This is a genomic window from Pseudomonas sp. AK181, assembly GCF_051122975.1.
Lineage (GTDB): Bacteria > Pseudomonadota > Gammaproteobacteria > Pseudomonadales > Pseudomonadaceae > Aquipseudomonas > Aquipseudomonas lactis.
This window is the reverse complement of record NZ_CP146348.1, coordinates 464841-484010: the sequence shown is the minus strand read 5'-3', so window position 1 is coordinate 484010 and position 19170 is coordinate 464841. Positions and strand designations below refer to the sequence as shown.

The window sequence follows — 19170 nt, the reverse complement described above, 5'->3', positions numbered from 1 at the left end:
TCGACGCACCTCGTGCACCTATATTCCCCCGCTCCAAGGACCCCGGATGCTTGAACTTGTCGCCGCCTTCATCTGCCTCACCACCCTGCTCACTTATGTGAACTTCCGCTTTATCGGCCTGCCGCCCACCATCGGCGTGATGGTCACCGCACTGCTGTTCTCGCTGATCCTGCAAGGCCTGAGCGTGCTCGGCTACCCGGGCCTGGAAGAACGTATCCAGCAGTTGATCGGCCAGATCGACTTCGGCGATTTGCTGATGAACTGGATGCTGTCGTTCCTGCTGTTCGCCGGCGCCTTGCACGTCAACTTGAACGACCTGCGCAGCTACCGCTGGCCCATCGGCCTGCTGGCAACCTTTGGCGTGTTGATCGCCACCGTGGTGATCGGCAGCCTGGCGTACTACATCTTCGCCCTGTTTGGCTGGCACGTGAGTTTCCTTTACTGCCTGCTGTTCGGCGCGCTGATTTCCCCCACCGACCCCATTGCGGTGCTCGGCGTGCTGCGGACCGCCAATGCCTCCAAACCGCTGAAAACCACCATCGTCGGCGAGTCGCTGTTCAATGACGGCACCGCCGTGGTGGTGTTTACCGTGCTGCTGGGCATCGCGCAGTTGGGTGAGACACCCACCGTCGGCGCCACGGCCATGCTGTTTGCCCACGAAGCCATCGGCGGCGTGCTGTTTGGCGGGCTGATCGGCTACCTCGTGTACCTGATGATCAAGAGCATCGAACAGCACCAGATCGAAGTCATGCTGACCCTCGCCCTGGTGATCGGCGGCTCGGCCATGGCTTCAGAACTGCATGTGTCCGCACCGATTGCGATGGTGGTCGCGGGGCTGATCATCGGCAACCTGGGACGCAAGCTGGCGATGAACGACATGACGCGTCGCTACCTGGATGGTTTCTGGGAACTGCTCGATGACATGCTCAACGCGCTGCTGTTTGCGCTGATCGGCATGGAGCTGCTGCTATTGCCATTCAACTGGCTGCACGTGTTCGCAGCCAGCCTGCTGGCGGTGGCGATCCTGCTCTCGCGCCTGCTGACCGTGGCCCCGGCGATCCTGTTGCTGCGCCGTTGGCGCTCGGTGCCACGCGGCACAATCCGCATCCTCACCTGGGGCGGCCTGCGTGGCGGCGTCTCGGTGGCACTGGCCTTGGCCCTGCCCTTGGGCCCGGAGCGCGACTTGTTGCTGAGCATCACCTACATCGTGGTGCTGTCTTCGATCCTGTTGCAGGGGTTGACGATCGGTCGCGTTGTCAGCCGCGTCACTGCGCCGCAGTAACCGCGCCGCGCAACACTTCAAGCAGATGCCGCATCGCTAACGGGCGGCGCGGTGTCGAGCTGTACATGACCACCATCTCGCGTGCATAGCACAGCCGGTCGCCGGCCGGTAACACATGGATGCCGTTGCAGGGCATGCCCGCCCACTGCGGCACCAGCGATACTCCCATCCCCTGGGCGACCAGCATCAGGATAGTTTCCAGCGCATCCAGCTCACATAACACCTCGGGCTCGAAGGACTGTTCATCGAGAAAGCGCTGGGCGATCTGCCCACCCCAGGAGCGAGCGTCATAGCGGATAAACGGGCATTCGCGTAACAAGGCTGCCAGTGACTGCGCACCCCACTCGGCGGGCGCAATCAGAATCAAGGGTTCGGCACGCAGCAAGGTCATCGACAAGGCTTTGGGCGGTTGAAAGGGCGGTCGCACCAGTATCGCTGCATCCAACTCCTGGTTGAGCAACTTCTCATAGAGGCTTCTGGAGTCGCCGGGTGTGATCTTCAGCCTCAGCTTGGGTGCCGACACTGTCAGCCGCTCGATCACTCCCGGCAAGACGCCAGTCAGCGCCGTGGAAATGGCCCCGACGTTAATCTCCCCCGATAACTCGTCCTGGCTCAGGTGCTCCTGCAACTGGCGCGCTTGTTCAATGACGGCCTGGATTCTGGGCAAAAGCAGCAAGCATTGGTCCGAAGGCCACGCGGCATGTGCGGTGCGCATGAGCAACGTACAGCCCAGCGTGCGCTCAAGCGCCTTGACCCGCTGGCTGATCGCCGCCGCACTGCGGTTTTCACGCCGTGCAGCAGCGGCTATAGACCCGGTTTCAATGACAGCGACCAGGCTCCTCAGGAATCGAACATCCATAAGTTTTCCTTTCGCTCAGACCAAGGCAAACCCGTTTTACCCTGGCGGCACCGCCTGTTTAACCTGACAGCTCCCCACCTGGAGAGCCAGCCATGAACAGACCCTTCCACGCTGCATACCATGTTTATGACTTAGACGAGGCGCGCATTTTTTATCGAGATGTTTTGGGTTGCACCGAGGGCCGGTGCAGCGAGACCTGGATCGACTTCGACTTTTTCGGCAATCAACTTTCACTGCATCTGGGTACGCCCTTTCCAACCACACGTACCGGCCTGGTCGGTGAGCATCAGGTACTGATGCCGCACCTGGGCGTGGTGCTGCCGCTTGATGAGTGGTTAACGCTTGCCGAGCGCCTCACCCGCCTGGGCACACGCTTCGAGATCCCACCCGTGACGCGCTTTGCCGGCGAACCGGGCGAGCAGCGCACGATGTTTTTCCTCGATCCCAGCGGTAACCCCATCGAAGTGAAAGGGTTCAAGCACTTCGAAGGGTTGTTCGCCCAGTAAATCCCTGACCACCACATCAATAAGGGCCACCCCCATGACCGTCAGAAAACCCACCAGCCTTATCACCCGCATCATGATCGGCCTGGTTGCCGGGATAATCGTCGGCATCCTGCTCAACCAATTTCCCGAGCAAAAAGCCTGGTTCATCGACAACCTGCTGCAACCGGCGGGCGACCTGTTCATCAAGCTGATGAAGATGATCGTCGTGCCGCTCGTCTTCGCCTGCATGACCGTCGGCATCGCCGGCATGGGCAACCCGGCCGCCCTGGGTCGCGTCGGCCTGAAGACCTTCGTGTACTTCTTCACCATCACCAGCATTGCCATCATCTTCGGCCTGCTGGTTGGCAATGTGGTGCAGCCGGGCTCGGGCGCCGAATTCGGCAGCACGCTGCAGGCACCGGCCACGGGGCTGGCCTCCAGCGGCACCCCGCAGAACCTGGGCCAGATACTGCTGGCGATCGTGCCGGATAACATCGTCCTTGCCATGTCGCAGGGCAAGCTGCTGTCGGTGCTGTTTTTCGCAATCCTGTTCGGTTGTGCCTTGTCGTTGCTGCCCGAGGAGCGCAAAGCACCGTTGATCAGCGTGATGCAGGGCGTCTCCGACACCATGTTCAAAGTCACCCACTTGGTTATGCATTACTCGCCGATAGGTATTTTCGGGCTGATCGCGGTCACCGTCGCCAGCTTTGGCCTCAGCGCGTTGCTGCCGCTGGCCAAACTGATCGGCACCACCTATGTCGCGGTGCTCTTGTTTGCCCTGTGTGTATTGGGGGCAGTGGCACGCTTGGCCGGCGTCGGCTTTTTTCACCTGTTGCGAGAAATACGCAGTGAACTGTTACTGGCCTTCAGCAGCGCCGCCTCGGCGACGGTCATGCCTCAACTGATCGAGAAGATGGAGCGTTATGGCGCGCCCCGGCCCATTACGAGCATGGTGATCCCACTGGGGTACTCGTTCAACCTGGATGGAGCATCGCTGTTTGCCGCACTCGGCACGTTGTTCATCGCCCAGGCGTATGGCATCGACTTGAGCCTGGCGGATCAAGGCATGCTGGTCTTGATCATGGTGCTGACATCAAAAGGCGCGGCAGGCGTGCCAGGTTTCATGTTCATCATCCTGACCGCGACCTTGACCGCCGCAGGGCTGCCGGTGGAAGGCGTGGCGATCATCGCAGGCATCTATCGGCTGATGGATATGCCCGTCACCGCACTGAACGTACTGGGCAACGCATTGGCACCCTTGGTCATCGCACGCTGGGAAGGCCAGCTCAGGGCACCCGACAGCACGCCGGCCTCCGAACCTCCCAGCGTGCCATTCAAGGCCTGACGCGGCAGCCAGGGCGATATCAGGCTTTATCCTTATCCTGGCGGGGCTTGGCCCGCGTATGAGATTGAGTAACAGCGGGCACGGAAGCCTCGCTGCGAACCTGAGCATGGCTGATCAACGCAAAGATGAAACTACCGCCGATGATGTTGCCGGCCAGGGTCGGCCCGGCGAAGACCAGCCAGAAATCCTTCCACGGCAACTCGCCGGCAAATACCAGGTAGGACACTTCCGCTGAACCGACGACGATATGGGTGAAGTCCCCCAGCGCCATAAAGTAGGTGATCAGGATGATAATCCACACCTTGGCACTCTCCATCGACGGAATCATCCAGACCATGGTGGCGATCATCCAACCGGAGACGATGCCCTTGGCGAACATCTGCGCGGGGTCGTTCTCCATGACCTTGCGCCCGATCTCGAGGAAGGCAAGGTCAGTCTTGGTATCGAAGATCGGCAGGTGCAGCATCACGTAGGCCACCAGCAAGGTGCCACACAGGTTGCCCACCAGCACCACCGTCCACAGCCGCAACAAGCGCGCGGCATTGGCCAGGGTCGGCTTGCTCATCACCGGCAGCACGGCAGTCAGGGTGTTTTCGGTAAACAATTGCTGACGGGCAAGAATTACCGCGAGAAAGCCTGCGCAATAGCCAAAGCTGGCGATGACCTTGAATTCCTCACCGTCCGGCAGGCGCGAATTGAGCAGGCCCATGCCCATCAGCGACAGGCCCATGGTCAAGCCGGCAGCCAGCGCCGACCACCACAGCGCGGCCACATTGCGCTCCAGCTCCTGGTCGCCTTGGGTGCGGATAATTTCGTGTAATACAGCCGCGCGAGGCGGCTGGTTGTCATCAACATCCTGCTGCTCTTCCTGCGACAGGTTGGGGGTCTTGCCGTCTGCTTGAGTGGCCATGATGTACCAGAGTCCAAGGGGTGCCTGTAGCTACGACACGCCGCGACGATGGCTGTTCAGTGGCACCGCAACTAAACCGGAATACGCCAGGCCTTGGCCTGCTCCACGGTGGTAGAGCTGAAGGGTTTACTCCAGGGTTTATTGCGCGCCCGGTAGTGTTTGACGATGCCATCAAGCACACGGTTAAACTCCGCTGGCGTCGTCGCCTCGCCCAAATCACGCACCGCGCGTTGCAATAACTCGACGTTGGCAGCCGGCTGGCCAGGGCGGTATAGCGAGGGATAAATGACTTCGCGGATAAAATTCTCTGCCTTCACCCCGATATCGCGTTTTCGCATTTCAGTGACGGCGCTGCTCAACACCTTGGACAGGCCAGAGCCATTGCCCGTCCCGCGTTTGGCGCCCACCTGCAGCAGTTGCTGAAAATTACGCTGGCCTGGCGCATTCAGGCGCTTGCCCAACCATTCGATATCCTCCGGTCTACGGGCGAGGGCGTCCAGATTGCGCAGCGCCGAGGCTATTTTGGGCGTCATCACCAGCGACGTATCGGATTGATTCGCTTCGGCAATCGCACTGTCCAACGCCTTCAACGCCTGTTGTGCGTCTTTGCGAAAACGCAACGCCTCGGCGCCGGCCGGGTCCTTTTGCAGTTCGTCCTGCACGCTGGCGAGCATTTGATCATCCATCGCCATCACGGCATCGTTCAGCGAGGGGAATTCATGGCGCTCACGCTCCAGCTCACGTTTTTGCAGGTGCCCTGACACCGCCTGGCGGGCCTGGGCCTGCAAATGCTGCTTCTGCTCGGAGGTCATAGTGAAGTTGACGGTGCCACCGAGCAGGCCGCGATAGTCGCCTTTATCGGAGTTCAACGGCAACGTTACCGTTTGCTCCGAATACGCTTTGAGCCGGTCATCCTGATAGCTTTCAGCAGCGGTGTGTGGCGTGCCGGTGAACGTGTCGGCCAGATAGCTGAAAAAACCACCGCTTTTTGGGGGCGCTGATGGTTTGTCAGACTCGAACTTGACGATCAGGGCTTCGTCCTTGCCAAGGGGGCTTTCCGGGAAAGAACGTTCAATAATGCCTGGCGCCGGGGTATTGAGGAGCAAACCTCCGTCCTGAAACGCCGTGACCTCTGAAGCAGCCTGAAACCCATGGCCCTGTTCGGAAGGGCTCTTGAACAACCCAGGCAGCGCCCCCGAAATAAGCGCGGCGCGGGCGATATCCATATCCGGTGTCAGGCTGGCATTGAACACCACCAACTGCGGGCGACCATCGAACATGCCCGTGCCGGTGATGTTCAGTTGCTTGATCGCCGGAATATGCCGGCTCAAAATTTCCAAGTCGCGAAACGTCGGCCCTGCGCCAGCGCTTAGCCGGTCGGCAATTTCCGTGACTTCGGGCGGGCGGTTAGCCGCTGGCATGCCCGCGATATGGGCGAGAACAGACTTACGTGATTCATTACGAATCAAGTCTTCCAGCTGCTGCCCATCGGTTTGCAGGCGCGGCAGCAACGTCAGCAGCAGTTGAGAGATATTACCCGCCGGCCCTGGCACTTTTGCGACGAATTTGCCGAGCTGGGAACTGGCCTCCTGCAACCACGCCGTGACCGGGTCTTTGCTATTGAGCAGGCTAGGCAGGTCAAGGTTATTCGACAGTTGCGTAAAGGCCTTGGCATCCATGCCGCTGGCGAGCAGCGCTGCCGAAATGGCGCCGGCAGAAGAGCCGGAAACCACTTTGACGCCTTTGAGTTTGTCGGCCTCTTCAAGCGCCTGCACCATGCCTGGAAAGGCGATGCCCTTGGCGCCACCGCCACTGAGCACCAAGTGAGCAGGCGGCGGCGGTGACAGCACCACCTCCACCCGCCCGTCACTGTGACGATAAATACTCAGGTTGCGCTCGCCCACACCTTTGACCAAAGGCGTCTTTACGTCCTGGCCGGCGGTCTGAGGCTGAGGGGGCTGATTCTGTACAACAGAACTGGAGACTTTCATACACGAGGCTCTCTCTACAGGGTGTAGGCCTGAGTGATGAGAGAGCCTCGGATAGATCCATGTGGAATGATTTGGTAACGCAAATCACGCCGTGCAGTTGTTACTCGGGAAGACTGTCGTCCTTGAACTGGTCCTTCACGTACTTGATCTCGGTGCGACCGTGGGGCGCTGGTAAACCGTCTTCGCCCAGGTTGACGAAGACCATTTTTTCTACGGTAAGGATGCTTTTGCGCGTGATCTTGTTGCGCACTTCACAGGTCAGGGTGATGGAGGTGCGGCCGAACTCGGTGGCGGTGATGCCCAGTTCGATGATGTCGCCCTGGCGCGAGGCGCTGACAAAGTTGATTTCCGAGATGTACTTGGTGACCACGCGCTGGTTGCCGAGTTGGACAATGGCGTAGATGGCCGCTTCTTCGTCAATCCAGCGCAGCAAGCTGCCGCCGAACAGGGTGCCGTTGGGGTTGAGGTCTTCGGGTTTTACCCATTTGCGGGTGTGGAAGTTCATGATCACTCCAAAGCGTCTTGCCAAATGATGGGCAACATCATGGCAGAGCCAGGGCCCAAGCTCTATGAGCCATTAGCTATCAGGCCCATGAGCGATCTTCATGCCGCCGACAGAAAGGCTTGGGAAGTGCCGCTGACACGGCTATAATCGCCTCCGTTTCAAAACGGTCATCTTCGATTGATACCGTTCTCCCGCCACCTGTCCGAGGGGCGCTGCAGCAGGTTCAACCTGTCAGGCTCGGATGGGGCGTTGTCCGGCCTGGTTGCCCTGGCCTGATACTAAACGCACAACGGCGCCCATTCGCACCCTACGAATGGAGGCTCTCTATGAGCGCTGTAATGACGCCTGCTGATTTCAATGACTACAAAGTCGCCGATATGTCCCTCGCTGCCTGGGGCCGTCGTGAAACCTTTATCGCCGAATCCGAAATGCCAGCCCTGATGGGCCTGCGTCGCAAGTACGCCGCTGAGCAGCCACTCAAGGGTGCGAAGATCCTCGGCTGCATCCACATGACCATCCAGACTGCCGTGCTGATCGAAACCCTGGTTGCCCTGGGTGCCGAAGTGCGTTGGTCGTCCTGCAACATCTTCTCGACTCAAGACCAGGCCGCCGCCGCTATCGCTGCTGCCGGTATCCCGGTATTTGCCTGGAAAGGCGAGACCGAAGAAGAGTACGAGTGGTGCCTGGAGCAAACCATCCTCAAAGATGGCGCGCCTTGGGATGCCAACATGATCCTTGACGACGGTGGCGACCTCACCGAGCTGCTGCACAAGAAGTACCCGCAGATCCTCGACCGCGTCCACGGCGTGACCGAAGAGACCACCACCGGCGTACACCGCCTGCTGGACATGCTGGCCAAGGGCGAGCTGAAAATCCCGGCCATCAACGTCAACGACTCGGTGACCAAGAGCAAGAACGACAACAAGTACGGCTGCCGTCACAGCCTGAACGATGCGATCAAGCGCGGTACCGACCACCTGCTGTCGGGCAAGCAAGCCCTGGTAATCGGCTACGGTGACGTGGGCAAGGGTTCGTCCCAGTCGTTGCGTCAGGAAGGCATGATCGTCAAGGTCTCCGAAGTTGACCCGATCTGCGCCATGCAAGCCTGCATGGATGGTTTCGAAGTGGTTTCGCCGTTCATCAACGGCCAGAACGACGGCACCTCCGCCTGCATCGACACAGCCCTGCTGGGCAAGATCGACCTGATCGTCACCACCACCGGTAACGTGAATGTGTGCGATGCGAACATGCTCAAGGCTTTGAAGAAGCGCGCCGTTGTCTGCAACATCGGTCACTTCGACAACGAGATCGACACCGCTTTCATGCGCAAGAACTGGGCATGGGAAGAAGTGAAGCCGCAGGTACACAAGGTTCACCGTACCGGCGCTGGCGATTTCGACCCACAGAACGATGACTACCTGATCCTGCTGGCCGAAGGCCGCCTGGTGAACCTGGGCAACGCCACTGGCCACCCAAGCCGCATCATGGATGGCTCGTTCGCCAACCAGGTACTGGCGCAGATTTTCCTGTTCGAACAGAAGTACGCCGACCTGTCGCCAGCCCAGAAAGCCGAGCGCCTGACCGTGGAAGTACTGCCCAAGAAACTCGACGAAGAAGTGGCCCTGGAAATGGTCCGCGGCTTCGGCGGCGTGGTGACTCAACTGACCAAGACCCAGGCCGACTACATCGGCGTGACGGTTGAAGGTCCGTTCAAGCCGCACGCTTACCGCTACTGATCGACCTTGCTGGCGCCGGCTCTTCTGTGGGAGCCGGGCTTGCCCGCGATGCAGACGCCTCGGTGTTCCAGTAACACCGAGCTGATGCTATCGCAGGCAAGCCAGCTCCCACAGAAAGCCAGGCACCCGCATCGATTGCGTATGCCTTCCAGGCTTTCGAGTTTCCAAGGGTATGACCATGTCCCAAGACCGTCGCTACAGCTTCGAGTTCTTCCCGACCAAGACCGATGCTGGGCATGAAAAACTGATGACCACTGCCAAGCAGTTGGCCAGCTTCAGCCCTGACTTCTTCTCCTGCACCTACGGCGCTGGCGGTTCGACCCGTGATCGCACGATCAACACCGTGTTGCAGTTGGAAAGTGAAGTCAAAGTTCCCGCCGCTCCGCACTTGTCGTGCGTGGGCGACAGCAAGGCCGACCTGCGTAGCCTGCTGACCCAATACAAAGCCGCCGGCATCAAGCGCATCGTTGCGCTGCGTGGCGACCTGCCATCGGGTATGGGCATGGCCAGCGGTGAGCTGCGCTACGCCAACGACCTGGTGAGCTTCATTCGCGAAGAAAGTGGTGATCACTTTCATATCGAAGTGGCCGCTTACCCGGAGATGCACCCCCAGGCGCGCAATTTCGAAGATGATTTGCAGAATTTCGTGCGCAAGGCCAATGCCGGCGCCGACAGCGCAATCACCCAGTATTTCTTCAACGCCGACAGCTACTTCTACTTCGTCGAGCGTGTACGGGCGATGGGCGTGAACATCCCCATCGTGCCGGGCATCATGCCCATCACCAACTACAGCAAGCTGGCGCGCTTCTCCGACGCCTGCGGCGCCGAGATCCCACGCTGGGTACGCAAGCAACTGGAAGCCTATGGCGATGACGTCAAAAGCATCCAGGCGTTCGGCGAGCAGGTCATCACCGAGATGTGTGAGCAATTGTTGCAAGGTGGTGCACCAGGGTTGCATTTCTATACCCTGAACCAGGCTGAACCCAGCCTTGCCATCTGGAACAACCTCAAGCTGCCACGTTAACGCTTGACCGGTTGTACCAAGGCCCTCGTTCTGACGAGGGCCTTTGTCGTTTTACGTTACCCACGGAACCCCGCAGTCCATGAATACAGTGCCCCCGACGTCCCGCCCGCAACTGGTTTACCTGGTCTTCGGCGCCGACACCTACCATCAGGAAGCCGTATTCAGCATCGCCAGCGCACTGGCATTCCTGCAGGACACGCCGGACGCGAACATCGACATTCAGGTATTTAGCGACAACCCCGAGCCCTATCGCCTGCTGCCGGTGCGCGTGCGCCCATTGGACGAAACCACCCGCAAGCGCTGGAGCGAGCCTCACGGCTATCACTTTCGCACCAAACACGTGGTGCTGCGCCAGGTGCTGCAAGAATCCCCGGTGGCGCTGCTGATCGACACCGATACCTTCTTCCATCATTCGCCCATGGCCCTGTTCGAACGCGTACAGCCTGGCACCCTGCTGTGCAACGCCTTCTACACCAAGTACGGCGACAACCACGAAAGCATCCTGTACACCGCCCTGCGCCAGCGCCTGCTGGACATGGGCGTGGCCGACGATGACATGATGACCCTCAACTCCGGCGTCATGGGCCTGACCCAACAGGATGCGCACATCCTCGACCGCTCCATCGAGTTGATGGATGAACTGTTCCCCCATGCCCAGGGCGCGTACACCCTGGAAGAGTTCTGCCTGTCCATCGCCGCCTACCGCACCGTCAAGGTGCGCGAGTGCCCGGACCTGATCCACCATTACTGGAGCCGTAAACAGCTGTTCCGGGCCAAGGTCAAGGCGTGGATCGCCAAGCACGCCAGCGCGCCCACCAGCGCACAAGCCCTGGCCGATACGCGCCATGTCTCATCGCACCTGCCGCGCCCGCCGCGCTTGCAGCGTTTGATGTACAAGCTGATCACCCTGCTGCTGCCCAAGCACCAGCAGCAGTTCATCCGCGAAATCCTCTACGGCTGTTACGAACACGAAAACGAGTTCGACCAGGCGTGCGGCCCGGTTTGGTGGGACAAGGCTCGACAAAACCAGGAAGAACGCCAGAAGCGCCCGATTGATGCCCACCAGTTGGAACACTGGTTCGCCAACCCCGTGGTGCGTTTGATTCTGGGTGAGCGCCGCGCCGCGATCCACGAGCACCTGCTGAACGCACCCGCGAAGTAAGACCGCCCGCCAATGCGCGTGCCAGAGCTTCTCTTTCTGTGGGCAGCGTCGTAACCTCAGGGTATGCCCGTCCTCTTCAAGCTGATCACCGCTGTGTTGTTTTCTTGCCTGAGCCTGGCCGCTCATGGCGAGAAACTGCGCATTGTCACCGAACCCTGGGCACCCTATGTCTACGAAGACAACGGCACCATGGCCGGCCTGGATTATGAAACCACGGTGATCGTGTTCCAGCGCCTGGGGGTGGAGGTGCAATGGCAGTTCCTGCCCTGGAAGCGGTGCCTGGCGATGCTCGAGCAGGGCCACGCCGACGGCGCGCTGGATATTTTCCACAGCCAGGAGCGCGACGCCTTGCTGCTCTATCCCAGCGAGCCGTTGTCGGAAGTCGAATTTGTCTTGTTCTATGCCAACGAACGCCCCCACCCCGCCGCCACCCTCGACGACCTGCGTGGCCTGACGGTTGGCGTTTCCCCAGGCTACCTGTATGGCGACGCGTTCAGTGAGTCCAACACCTTCCAGCGTGAACCTGCGCCCAGCCATGAAGCCAATTTTGGCAAACTCATGCTGGGGCGCGTCGATATGGTGGTGACTGACCGGCGCGTGGGGCACCACGTGATCAAGGCGCTGGGCCTGGAAGGTAAAGTCAGCCAGGCGTCGGTGGTGGTCAGCCGCCAGCAGCAATTTCTTGCGGTACGCCGTGGCGCAGGCATGGACCTGCTGGTGCAACGCTTTGCCGCCGAGCTCAAGCGCTTCAAGCAAGAGCCGGCCTATGCCACCTTGAGTGCTAAATATGGCCGGATGCACGAGCAAGCGGCACCCATACCGGCCCCCGAACACGCCGTTGAGCAGCAGGAAAGCAGCGCGCAGTGATTGCTCTGTTATACTGCGGCCTTTCCGCCAGGCTTACGCCCGGCCGCTCGGGTCTTGAAAACGGCACCCAACCCAGCTACTGCGCAGCTTTGCGGCCCGCGCGAGCCGGTGGAGTGCCCGCCAGACACAGCAGGACCGGACGGGGTTGCGCTCCCCTAAGCGCCATTCACGCCCGGCAAGATTATCCCTTTGGGCCAAGCCCTAACTAAAACAGGATTACTCATGTCCTTTGCTTCCCTCGGTCTCTCCGAGGCTTTAGTCCGCGCCATCGAGGCAGCGGGCTATACCGAGCCTACTCCGGTGCAACAGCGGGCCATTCCCGCCGTGTTGCAAGGTCGCGACCTGATGGTCGCGGCTCAGACAGGTACTGGTAAAACCGGCGGTTTCGCCCTCCCGATCCTGGAGCGGTTGTTTCCCAACGGTCACCCGGACAAATCCCAACGTCACGGCCCGCGCCAACCGCGTGTACTGGTCCTGACCCCAACCCGCGAACTCGCAGCCCAAGTGCACGACAGCTTCAAGCTGTATGCCCGCGACTTGAAGTTCGTCAGCGCCTGCATCTTCGGCGGCGTCGGCATGAACCCACAGGTTCAGGCCATGTCCCGTGGCGTCGATGTGCTGGTAGCCTGCCCAGGTCGTTTGCTCGACCTGTGCGGCCAAGGCAGCGTCGATTTGTCCCACGTGGAAATCCTCGTGCTGGACGAAGCCGACCGCATGCTCGACATGGGCTTTGTCCATGACGTGAAAAAGGTCCTCGCCCGCCTGCCGGCCAAACGTCAGAACCTGCTGTTTTCGGCAACGTTCTCCCAGGACATCACTGCCTTGGCTGGCAAGCTGCTGCACAACCCCGAGCGCATCGAAGTCACGCCACCGAACACCACGGTCGAGCGTATCGAGCAACGTGTGTTCCGCCTGGCCGCCAGCCACAAGCGCTCGCTGCTGGCGCACCTGATCACCCACGGTGCCTGGGAACAGGTGCTGGTGTTCACTCGCACCAAGCACGGCGCCAACCGCCTGGCCGAGTACCTGGACAAGCACGGCCTCACCGCCGTCGCCATCCACGGCAACAAGAGCCAGAACGCGCGCACCAAAGCCCTGGCCGACTTCAAGGCCGGTACCGTACGTATCCTGGTGGCCACCGATATCGCCGCACGCGGCCTGGATATCGACCAGTTGCCACACGTGGTCAACTTCGAGCTGCCAAACGTCGATGAAGACTATGTGCACCGTATCGGCCGTACGGGCCGTGCCGGTCGTTCGGGCGAGGCCATTTCGCTGGTCGCGCCGGACGAAGAAAAACTGCTGAAAAGCATCGAACGCATGACCAAGCAGAAAATCGCCGACGGCGACCTGATGGGCTTCGATGCCAGCGCCGTGGAGGCCGAGAAGCCAGAAGCGCGCGAACGCCCAGACGTGCGTAACCCACGCAACCCACGCGGCCCCAAAGGCGATGGCCCGAACGGCGGCGGTGGTGGCGGTGGTCGTCGCGACAAAGGCAAGGACAAGGGCAAGGAAAAATCCGCGACCAGCAGCCGTGGCGAACGCCCGGCCCGTGAGCAGAAGCCCCGTGAAGGTACCCCGGCCCGCGAACAGCGCCAGCCGAGCCAGCCACCACGCGCCGCGGCCGACCGTGCCCCGGACGAGTTCCTTGACGACGATATCGATAACTTCGGTAACCGCGTTGACTACGTACCCCAGGCCAAACCGGCTCAGGGCCGTGGCCGTCGCCCAGGGGCTCCGGCCCAGGGTGCAGGCGCTCCACGTAGCGGCCAGCCACAGGGCGGTCGTCAGAACGCACCGCGCAACAGCAGCGGCGGCACCACCGGTACCCCGCCTGCCAAGCGCAGCGGCCCGCGTAATGGCGCACCGCGTGACGGCCAGGCCCGTCGCGAAGACTCGCGCAGCAACAACCGCCGCCCGGCCCGTGACGATCAGCCTCGTTCGTCCGAGCCTGCGGTACAAAACCCGCGTGGTGGCCCGGCGCCGAAGATCATCCACAAGGAGTCGAAAGCGGATCGCTTCCCGACACCTGAGCAGTTGGACCAACTGCCAGGCCGTCCTCGTGGTGAGAAACCAGCGCTGCTGACTCGCAACCGCTGATTTTCTGTGGGAGCTGGCTTGCCTGCGATGGCATCAACCCGGTGCACCTGATGTACCGAGTTGCCTGCATCGCAGGCAAGCCAGCTCCCACATTGACTGCATTTCAGACACAAAAAAACCGGATCTCAGAATCCGGTTTTTTGTGTACAGGCAGAAATTACTTCTGCTTCACGCCTTCCAGCGAGATGTCCAAGTCGACAGTCTGCGAAGTCGGGCCTGGGCCTTTCACGCCGAAGTCGTTCAAGTCAATCGTGGTCTTGGCGTTGAAGCCGGCACGTTCGCCGCCCCATGGATCCTTGCCTTCACCGTTGAAGGTGGCCTTGAAGGTCACAGGCTTAGTCACACCGTGGAACGTCAGGTCGCCAGTCACATCAGCTGTCTTTTCGCCAGTGGATTTGACGGCGGTAGACACGAACTTGGCATCGGCAAATTTGGCCACATCGATGAAGTCTTTGCTGGCGATGTGCTTGTCACGTTCTGCGTGGTTGGACCACAGGCTGGCGGTTTTCACGTCGACCGCGATTTTGCTGGCTTCAGGCTTGGCTGCGTCCCAGCTGAAAGTGCCATCCCAGTCCTTGAAGGTACCGTGGATGTAGCTGTAGCCCAGGTGGCTGATTTTCCAATCGATGAAGGCGTGCTGGCCTTCTTTATCGATCTTGTAGTCAGCGGCCATCGCCGAACCTGCGGACAGCAGGGCAGAACCGATTGCCAGCGCAGCGAGTGTTTTTTTCAACATGCTTTCTATTCCTTGTGAGTCGAGGTTGAACATCAGGCTTTGCGTCCCAGCATTCGCGTAAGGGTCGCATCACGATCGATAAAGTGGTGTTTCAGTGCCGCCACGCCGTGCAAGCCGGCGAAGACCACCAACACCCAGGCCAGGTACAGGTGCACCCAACCGGCGGTATCTGCCTGGTCCGGTAGACCGGAAACCAGCGCAGGAATTTCAAACAGCCCAAACACCGGAATACCGACACCGTCTGCGGTGGAAATCAGGTAACCGGCAATCATCACGGCAAACAGCCCGAGATAAAGGAACGCGTGCCCAAATGCGGCACCGATCCGCGTCATGCGGCTATAGCTGGCCAGCGGTGGTGGTGGCGGGCTGACCAGGCGCCAGACGATCCGCACCAGCATGATGGCGAACAGCGTGATGCCAATGCTTTTGTGCAAGTCGGGCGCATCTTTGCGCCAGGCGCTGTAGTAGTCGAGGCCGACCATCCACAAGCCCAAGGCAAACAAACCGAACACCACCAGGGCGACGCCCCAGTGCAGAACCATGCTGACCCAACCATAGCGGGCCGGCGAATTGCGTAGCTGCATGTACTTAATCCCGTAAGAACTGTGCCCAAGACTAGCGCTTTACCTATCGAATTAAAGCGGAAAATTTTGCTTTGAAATATCGAGAAATACGATAAAGAGGCTATGCATCATAAATTAACAAGGGATTAAGACTATTCCCAAGAAACGTGACAGACCGTCCTGCATTTACCGCCAATTTCCCCACAATGGCTTGTGAGCCAAGCCACCATTGCATAGGCTTGCGCGATTGTTTCGCCTGCGCCGGCCGCAGGACCGCTTCGAGGAGATCACCGATGGGCTTGAACAACCAGTGGATGCAACGCGACCTCGCGGTGCTGTGGCATCCCTGCACCCAGATGAAAGACCACCAGCAATTGCCGCTGGTGCCCATCAAACGCGGTGAAGGCGTATGGCTGGAAGACTTCGAAGGCAAGCGCTACCTCGATGCCGTCAGTTCCTGGTGGGTCAATGTATTCGGCCACGCCAACCCACGTATCAACCAGCGCATCAAGGACCAGGTCGACCAGCTGGAGCACGTGATCCTCGCCGGCTTCAGCCATCAGCCGGTGATCGAGCTGTCCGAGCGCCTGGTCGCAATGACGCCCGAAGGGCTGACCCGCTGCTTCTACGCCGACAACGGTTCGTCCTGCATCGAAGTGGCGCTGAAGATGAGCTTTCACTACTGGCTCAACCGCGGCCAGCCGAATAAAAAGCGCTTCGTCACCCTCACCAACAGCTACCACGGCGAAACCATCGCCGCGATGTCGGTGGGCGACGTGCCGCTGTTTACCGAGACCTACAAGGCGCTGCTGCTCGACACGATCAAAGTGCCGAGCCCGGACTGCTACCTGCGCCCCGAAGGCATGAGCTGGGAGGAACATTCGCGCAACATGTTTCTGGCCATGGAACAGACCCTGGCCGAGCACCACGACACCGTCGCCGCCGTGATTGTCGAGCCGCTGATCCAGGGCGCCGGTGGCATGCGCATGTACCACCCGGTGTACCTCAAGCTGCTGCGCGAAGCCTGCGACCGCTATGGCGTGCACTTGATCCACGACGAAATCGCCGTGGGCTTTGGCCGCACCGGCAGCATGTTCGCCTGTGAACAAGCCGGCATCCGCCCGGACTTCCTGTGCCTGTCCAAGGCCCTTACCGGAGGTTACCTGCCGCTGGCCGCCGTGGTCACCACCGAAGAGGTCTACAGCGCCTTCTACGACGATTACCCCACACTGCGTGCCTTCCTGCACTCCCACAGCTACACCGGCAACCCGCTGGCCTGTGCGGCGGCGTTGGCAACGCTGGATATCTTTGAAGAAGACAACGTCATCGAGAACAACAAGGCCCTGGCCCAGCGCATGGCCACCGCCACCGCGCACTTGGTGGACCACCCTCACGTATCCGAAGTGCGCCAGACCGGCATGGTGCTGGCCATCGAGATGGTGCAGGACAAAGCCACCAAGGCCGCCTACCCGTGGCAGGAGCGCCGTGGCCTGAAGGTCTTCGAGCATGCTCTGGAGCGCGGTGCGCTGTTGCGGCCATTGGGCAGCGTGGTGTATTTCCTGCCGCCGTATGTGATTACACCCGAACAGATCGACTTTCTGGCCGAGGTGGCCAGCGAAGGCATCGATATCGCCACTAACAGCAAGGTCAGTGTGGCGGTGCCGAAAGACTTCCACCCAGGCTTCCGCGACCCAGGCTGATTGCCCAAATCCTTGTAGGAGCGAGCTTGCTCGCGAAGGCATTCCAGGCGCACCGCTGCGTCGGATGTACATTTTTCGCGAGCAAGAACTAGGCGTCCCCCTCGCTCCTACATAAACAACCTCTTCAGAGAACAGACATGAGACTGTCCCGCTTTTTCACCGACACCCCGCTGAGCCTCGGTGATCACGAACTGCCCGAAGCCCAGGCGCATTACATCAGCCGTGTGTTGCGCATGACTGAGGGCGATGCCGTGCAATTGTTCGACGGCTCTGGCCAGGAGTTTCGTGGCACCTTGCTGGAAGTCGGTAAAAAACGCGTCACCGTGCAACTCACCGATAGCTTTGCCGGCCAGGCCGAATCTCCCCTGCACATTCACCTCGGCCAGGGCCTGTCCCGGGGCGAGCGTATGGATTGGGCGATCCAGAAGGCCACTGAACTGGGCGTCAACGCGATCACACCGATCTTCAGCGACCGCTGCGAAGTTCGCCTCAAGGACGAACGCGCCGACAAGCGCTTGCTGCACTGGCGCCAGGTGGCAATCAGTGCGTGCGAGCAGTGTGGGCGTTCGACGGTGCCGGTGATTCACCCACCGCTCTTGCTGGCAGACTGGCTCAAGCAAACCGAGGCGGATTTGAAGCTGGTGTTGCACCCGGTGGCACAGCCGATGATCAGCCACGCCAAGCCATCCAGCTTGGCGTTCTTGATCGGTCCCGAAGGGGGGCTCACCGATAATGAAGTCGAGACCGCCCAAGACGCCGGCTACCACGCCGCTCGCCTCGGCCCGCGGGTGTTGCGTACCGAGACCGCCCCCGTCGTCGCACTATCCGTCGCCCAACAACTCTGGGGCGACTTCTAAACCCAATCAAAGGTGGGAGCTGGCTTGCCTGCTCCCACAGTTCTATCGCGTAACCCCAGATTTACTCCACCGGGTCACTCACCGGCTTGGCGATGATCGCCTTCAACTCGCTGGTCATCGGGAACTCCAGGTTCAAGCCCTTGGGCGGAATCGGCTGCTCGAACCAGCGCTGGTAAATCCCGTTGATTTCCCCCGAGCGGTACAGATCGCCCAGGGTTTCGTTGACCACCGCCAGAAACTGCGGGTCATCCTTGCGCACCATGCAGCTGTAGATCTCCCGCGACTGTTCCTTGCCTACCACCACCCAATGATGCGGGTCCCTGGCCTTGGCGCGCTCGCCGTAAAGCAGGGCGTCATCCATATAGAACGCTACCGCCCGGCCGGTTTCGAGCATCTTGAACGCTTCGCCATGATCCCTGGCGCTGATCACGAATATATTGCTCTGATGCTCGGCGTTATAGCGTTTGAGAAACCGCTCGTTGGTAGTGCCGGCGGTAGTCACTACGTGCTTGCCCTTGAGGTCAGAAAAGCCATTGATGCCACTGTCCTTGGCCGTCAATAACTGCCCTTTGACATAGATAAACCCATAGGAAAACGCCACCTGCTTCTGTCGATCGGCTGTCACCCCAGTGGAGCCACACTCCAGGTCGACGGTGCCGTTCTGCACCAATGGAATACGCGTCTGGGACGTCACCAGGCGATACTTCACCCGCAACTTCGGCAGGCCGGTTTTTTCCCGAAGGCGCTCGATGATTCTGTGCGTGAGGTCCACCGAATAGCCCATTGGCCTGCCGCTTTGATCGCCTATATACGAGAACGGCACTGACGAATCACGATAGCCGACAGAAATTTGTTGGGTCGTGGTGATTTTTTTCAAGGTTGCGCTGACGTCGTCCGCCAGCGCCAGATGCCCTCCCAGCGCCAGCGAAACAAAAGCACACGCCTTGAAAATGCAACGGGTAGCCACTTTTCCTGGCATCAGGCGATACCACTGGCCACGGGCCGGGCTGCCGTTCGAACCAGTGTCACGCCTAACCAGACATCATTA

The 19170-nt window shown here is 60.3% G+C and carries 17 protein-coding genes and 1 riboswitch; of the genes, 10 read left to right on the top strand and 7 right to left on the bottom strand.

Translation table 11 applies throughout. The annotated features are described in order from the left end of the window. Positions 1-46: 46 nt before the first annotated feature. The gene (locus tag V8689_RS02295; protein WP_056782973.1) at positions 47-1282 is read left to right on the top strand and encodes a cation:proton antiporter; all 1236 of its coding nucleotides are present in this window, start codon (positions 47-49) and stop codon (positions 1280-1282) included. On the opposite strand, the gene V8689_RS02290 is transcribed toward V8689_RS02295, so the two are convergent. Then, positions 1266-2141, bottom strand: coding sequence for a LysR family transcriptional regulator (locus V8689_RS02290; protein WP_056782975.1), 876 nt, complete (start codon positions 2139-2141; stop codon positions 1266-1268). The two genes, V8689_RS02295 and V8689_RS02290, sit on opposite strands and share 17 nt — an antisense overlap. A gap of 92 nt (positions 2142-2233) precedes the next feature. Here V8689_RS02290 and V8689_RS02285 point away from each other — a divergent pair, with 92 nt between their 5' ends. Together V8689_RS02285 and V8689_RS02280 are read left to right on the top strand one after the other, a co-directional pair. Beyond that, entirely contained in the window at positions 2234-2647 is a 414-nt protein-coding gene (locus V8689_RS02285; RefSeq protein WP_019817440.1) for a VOC family protein, read from the top strand. A 34-nt stretch (positions 2648-2681) separates the two neighbouring features. Then, a complete protein-coding gene (locus V8689_RS02280; protein WP_223816946.1) occupies positions 2682-3971 on the top strand; it encodes a cation:dicarboxylate symporter family transporter in 1290 nt (429 codons plus the stop codon). A 19-nt stretch (positions 3972-3990) separates the two neighbouring features. On the opposite strand, the gene V8689_RS02275 is transcribed toward V8689_RS02280, so the two are convergent. The 3 genes from V8689_RS02275 to V8689_RS02265 form a co-directional block, all read right to left on the bottom strand. Next, positions 3991-4881 carry a formate/nitrite transporter family protein gene (locus V8689_RS02275; protein WP_032894799.1) on the bottom strand — a complete coding sequence of 297 codons (891 nt, stop codon included), beginning with the start codon at positions 4879-4881 and terminating at the stop codon, positions 3991-3993. A 71-nt stretch (positions 4882-4952) separates the two neighbouring features. Then, positions 4953-6872, bottom strand: coding sequence for a patatin-like phospholipase family protein (locus V8689_RS02270; protein ID WP_056782978.1), 1920 nt, complete (start codon positions 6870-6872; stop codon positions 4953-4955). 100 nt (positions 6873-6972) lie between these two features. Then, positions 6973-7377, bottom strand: a complete 405-nt coding sequence (locus tag V8689_RS02265; protein ID WP_003194988.1) for an acyl-CoA thioesterase — start codon at positions 7375-7377, stop codon at positions 6973-6975. Positions 7378-7575: 198 nt separating this feature from the next. After that, positions 7576-7682, top strand: a riboswitch (S-adenosyl-L-homocysteine riboswitch). Between the two features lie 21 nt (positions 7683-7703). Here V8689_RS02265 and ahcY point away from each other — a divergent pair. The 5 genes from ahcY to V8689_RS02240 all read left to right on the top strand — a co-directional run bounded on the left by ahcY (position 7704) and on the right by V8689_RS02240 (position 14266). Next, positions 7704-9113 carry an adenosylhomocysteinase gene (gene ahcY / locus V8689_RS02260; RefSeq protein WP_056782979.1) on the top strand — a complete coding sequence of 470 codons (1410 nt, stop codon included), beginning with the start codon at positions 7704-7706 and terminating at the stop codon, positions 9111-9113. 178 nt (positions 9114-9291) lie between these two features. Next, a complete protein-coding gene (metF, locus tag V8689_RS02255; protein ID WP_003194992.1) occupies positions 9292-10137 on the top strand; it encodes a methylenetetrahydrofolate reductase [NAD(P)H] in 846 nt (281 codons plus the stop codon). A 79-nt stretch (positions 10138-10216) separates the two neighbouring features. Beyond that, positions 10217-11299, top strand: a complete 1083-nt coding sequence (locus V8689_RS02250) for a hypothetical protein (protein ID WP_056782980.1) — start codon at positions 10217-10219, stop codon at positions 11297-11299. 63 nt (positions 11300-11362) lie between these two features. Then, complete coding sequence (locus tag V8689_RS02245; RefSeq protein ID WP_056782982.1) at positions 11363-12166, top strand: substrate-binding periplasmic protein; 804 nt, start codon at positions 11363-11365, stop codon at positions 12164-12166. A 222-nt stretch (positions 12167-12388) separates the two neighbouring features. Next, positions 12389-14266, top strand: coding sequence for a DEAD/DEAH box helicase (locus V8689_RS02240; RefSeq protein ID WP_044271888.1), 1878 nt, complete (start codon positions 12389-12391; stop codon positions 14264-14266). Positions 14267-14423: 157 nt separating this feature from the next. On the opposite strand, the gene V8689_RS02235 is transcribed toward V8689_RS02240, so the two are convergent. Together V8689_RS02235 and V8689_RS02230 are read right to left on the bottom strand one after the other, a co-directional pair. Further along, complete coding sequence (locus tag V8689_RS02235; RefSeq protein WP_032894782.1) at positions 14424-15002, bottom strand: YceI family protein; 579 nt, start codon at positions 15000-15002, stop codon at positions 14424-14426. 32 nt (positions 15003-15034) lie between these two features. Continuing rightward, entirely contained in the window at positions 15035-15586 is a 552-nt protein-coding gene (locus V8689_RS02230) for a cytochrome b (RefSeq protein ID WP_056782984.1), read from the bottom strand. A gap of 272 nt (positions 15587-15858) precedes the next feature. Here V8689_RS02230 and V8689_RS02225 point away from each other — a divergent pair, with 272 nt between their 5' ends. Continuing rightward, positions 15859-17265, top strand: coding sequence for an adenosylmethionine--8-amino-7-oxononanoate transaminase (locus tag V8689_RS02225; RefSeq protein ID WP_034128920.1), 1407 nt, complete (start codon positions 15859-15861; stop codon positions 17263-17265). Positions 17266-17402: 137 nt separating this feature from the next. Continuing rightward, positions 17403-18122 carry a 16S rRNA (uracil(1498)-N(3))-methyltransferase gene (locus V8689_RS02220; protein ID WP_056782985.1) on the top strand — a complete coding sequence of 240 codons (720 nt, stop codon included), beginning with the start codon at positions 17403-17405 and terminating at the stop codon, positions 18120-18122. Between the two features lie 61 nt (positions 18123-18183). Here V8689_RS02220 and V8689_RS02215 read toward each other — a convergent pair whose 3' ends face one another. Then, the gene (locus V8689_RS02215) at positions 18184-19101 is read right to left on the bottom strand and encodes a transporter substrate-binding domain-containing protein (RefSeq protein WP_162259473.1); all 918 of its coding nucleotides are present in this window, start codon (positions 19099-19101) and stop codon (positions 18184-18186) included. Positions 19102-19170: the final 69 nt, after the last annotated feature.